Below are 2,874 nucleotides of genomic sequence, written 5' to 3' on the forward strand. Positions count from 1 at the left end.
GCGTAGCGGGCCGCGTCGGCGTCCCGGCCGGCGGCGGTGGCGGCGGCCACGCCGAGCCGCAGCAGCGGCACCGGGTCGGCGGCGTCGGGCAGCCCCACCTCGACCGCGCGCAGCGCCGTCTCCGGCAGCCCCGCGGCCAGGTGCCCGGCCGCTGCCCGCAGGGCGACCTCCGCCACCGGCACCGGCGCCACGCGCTGCGCCGGCGCGGTGGCCAGCAGCTCGGTGAGCCGGTACGGGTTGCCGCCGCTGCGCTGGTGCACCGACCGGACCTGCGCCGGGCTGGGCGGCGCGCCGGTCACCTGCTCCAGCAGCCGGCCCACGTGCGCGGCGGCGAGCGGGCCCAGGTACTGGCGGACGGCGCCGGGGGTGCCCGCCAGGCGGGCCAGGGTGCGCTCGGTGAGCCGGGCCGAGTCCGACTCCCCCGGCGGGCGGCTGGTCACCAGCAGCAGCGCGGGCAGCCCCGGCGCGGCGGCCAGCTCGGCGATCAGGTTGAGGCTGGCCGGGTCCAGGGCGTGCAGGTCCTCCACCACGATCGCGGCGGGGCCGGGGCGGACCAGCGTGCGCACGACCGTCACCGCCAGCCGCAGCAGCGCGCCCGGCGCGTACCGGGCGCCGCCCGCCCCGCCGCGCTGGGCCAGCCAGGCCAGCGCGCCCGCCGGTACCGGAAGCTCACCGCCGCGGTGGTCGCTGAGCACGGCCGCGAGCCAGTCGTACGGTGCCGGGCTGTGCACCCGGGCGCGACCGAACAGGACCGTGCCGGGGGCCGGGTCGAACGCCGCCAGCGCCGCCTCGACCAACCGGCTCTTGCCCGAGCCGGCCGGACCGCTCACGATGGCGGTACGGGGACCGCCGCCGGCGCCCGTGCCGGCCACCACCCGCGCCCAGACACCGGCGAGTTCGTCGAGCTCTCCGGCTCGGCCGACCATGGTCACCGGCATCATCGTTTCACCATACGTACTACTGCGTAGAGACAGTCGAGTCGCGGGCTGGGAGGCTGCCTGGCATGAGTTTGCGTCTGCAACCGGTGGCGGTCACCGACCGTGGCCTCGTCCGGGGCAAGAACGAGGACGCGCTGCTGGCCGGCGCGCGCCTGATCGCGGTGGCGGACGGCATGGGCGGCCTCCCGGCCGGCGACGTGGCCAGCGAGATCGCGGTCGCGGTGCTGGCCCCGCTGGCCGACGGCACCGGCGACCGGCCGCCGCTGGAGGCGCTGGCCGAGGCGGTGGAGACGGCGAACCGGCGGATCGCCGCCACGGCGAACGGCGACGGCGCCCTCTCCGGCATGGGCACCACCCTGACGGCGCTGCTGCTGACCGGGAACCAGATCGCGCTGGTGCACGTCGGCGACTCCCGGGCGTACCTGCTGCGGGGCGGCATGCTGGCCCAGCTGACCCGGGACGACACCTACGTGCAGGCGCTGGTGGACCGGGGCGCGCTGACCCCGGCCGAGGCGCACCGGCACCCGCACCGGTCGCTGGTCACCCAGGCGCTACAGGGCCGGGAGATCAGCATCGCCCGGCGCACGCTCGACGCGTGCCCGGGCGACCGCCTGCTGGTCTGCAGCGACGGCCTGTCCGACCTGGTGGAGGACGAGGACATCGAGGCGGCGCTGCGCGACCTTCCGGACCGAGAGGCGTGCGCCAGCCGGCTGGTGGAACTGGCCCTGGCCGCCGGCGGCATCGACAACGTCACCGCGGTCGTCGCGGACGTCCTCGACAGCGAGTAGCGGCGCGCGCGTCCGGCGGGCCGAGCCGGCTAGCCCGTGCCGGGCGCCTCGCCCTGGTTGCGCGTGTCGTGCTGGACGACCCCCTCGTCCTGCCGGACCTCCCCGTCGTACGGGTAGACCGGCAGCGACTCGCCGTTGACCTCCCGCCGCTCCCCCGACCGGATGTACCGGTGGGTCAGCCCGTTGATGTTCAGGGTGACCAGCGACGCCTCGCCCACGTCCAGCGTGGTGCCGTCCCGTGGGCCCCCTGCCAGCAGCACCGTGCTCATGCCATCACCGCGTCCATGGCCATCGTCAGCCCCGACGGCTGCGCGGGCCGGCGCGGCGCTTTCGTCCTCAGCTTGAGCATGCAGCCTCCTCAGGTGGGTCGAGTGCCGCCTACCCACTGGCACATCCGGCAAACCGCCGTCAGCCGGCCTTCACGCGGGTTCGTCGTCCTCGAAGTGATCACCGCCGTCATCGACGTGCTCCAGCAGCAGCCCGAAGAACCGGGTGCGGACCTCGTGGTCGGCCAGCCGCAGCAGCGTGTCCAGGATCTGCTGACTCTCCCAGCCGGGTTTGCGGGCGTACAGCTCCCAGGCCGTGACGGAGCCGTGCACGACGCCGAGCCGCCGGGCGAAATCGGCCACGCGCATGCGGTGGGCCTCGCGCAGCGCCAGGACGTGGCAGCCGGTCCAGCGGGTGACGATCATGCCGGCCAGCCAGCCCGGGCGATCGGCAGGGCCAGTGTGGCCCGGCAGGGCAGCCGGGAGCCGCAGCGGCACTCCACGCCCATCGTGATCCAGTTGAACCGCGGCCGGTGCTTGCGCGCCAGGGTCCGTGCCCGGGTCAGGACGTACTCGTCGTAGCTGACGCTCGGCATCGCGAGCCTCCCTCCGGTCTTGGAAGGGCGCCGGGGGTGGCAGCGTCCTCATTGGAGGACGACACCCTCGGGTGTCCCCGGCGCCCGGGCAACGGCGGGCCGTAGGGCCGTACTCCCTGGCGACCACCGCGCTCGTGGAGTGAGCGTGCCCGCACGCCCAGCGACACGCAATATTCCTAGTGGAGTTATTGAGATCAAGATTGCCGATCGGCAGACTTTTCTGCGAGGCATTGCGTTTAGGAACAGTGGGGTGTTGCATTCAACCAACAACAGCCATTGCGAACCA

Annotated in this window: 5 protein-coding genes; 1 reads left to right on the plus strand and 4 read right to left on the minus strand. The window is 74.5% G+C overall.

Going from position 1 to position 2,874, the window contains the following annotated elements:
- The coding region (locus KJS59_RS30320) for an ATP-binding protein (RefSeq protein ID WP_249715167.1) at positions 1-941 on the minus strand (941 nt) is incomplete at its 3' end.
- A gap of 62 nt (positions 942-1,003) precedes the next feature.
- Here KJS59_RS30320 and KJS59_RS30325 point away from each other — a divergent pair.
- Positions 1,004-1,726 carry a PP2C family protein-serine/threonine phosphatase gene (locus KJS59_RS30325; RefSeq protein WP_213457385.1) on the plus strand — a complete coding sequence of 241 codons (723 nt, stop codon included), beginning with the start codon at positions 1,004-1,006 and terminating at the stop codon, positions 1,724-1,726.
- 29 nt (positions 1,727-1,755) lie between these two features.
- Here the strand turns inward: KJS59_RS30325 and KJS59_RS30330 are convergent, their stop codons facing one another.
- From KJS59_RS30330 to KJS59_RS30340, 3 genes are all read right to left on the minus strand, one after another.
- A complete protein-coding gene (locus KJS59_RS30330; protein WP_213457387.1) occupies positions 1,756-1,995 on the minus strand; it encodes a hypothetical protein in 240 nt (79 codons plus the stop codon).
- A 150-nt stretch (positions 1,996-2,145) separates the two neighbouring features.
- Positions 2,146-2,418: a helix-turn-helix domain-containing protein gene (locus tag KJS59_RS30335; RefSeq protein ID WP_213457389.1), complete on the minus strand. Its 273-nt coding sequence runs from the start codon at positions 2,416-2,418 to the stop codon at positions 2,146-2,148.
- Entirely contained in the window at positions 2,415-2,588 is a 174-nt protein-coding gene (locus KJS59_RS30340; RefSeq protein ID WP_213457391.1) for a hypothetical protein, read from the minus strand. The genes KJS59_RS30335 and KJS59_RS30340 overlap by 4 nt, the downstream gene beginning before the upstream one ends.
- Positions 2,589-2,874 lie beyond the last annotated feature (286 nt).

Source organism: Rhizomonospora bruguierae, from assembly GCF_018397995.1.
GTDB lineage: Bacteria > Actinomycetota > Actinomycetes > Mycobacteriales > Micromonosporaceae > Rhizomonospora > Rhizomonospora bruguierae.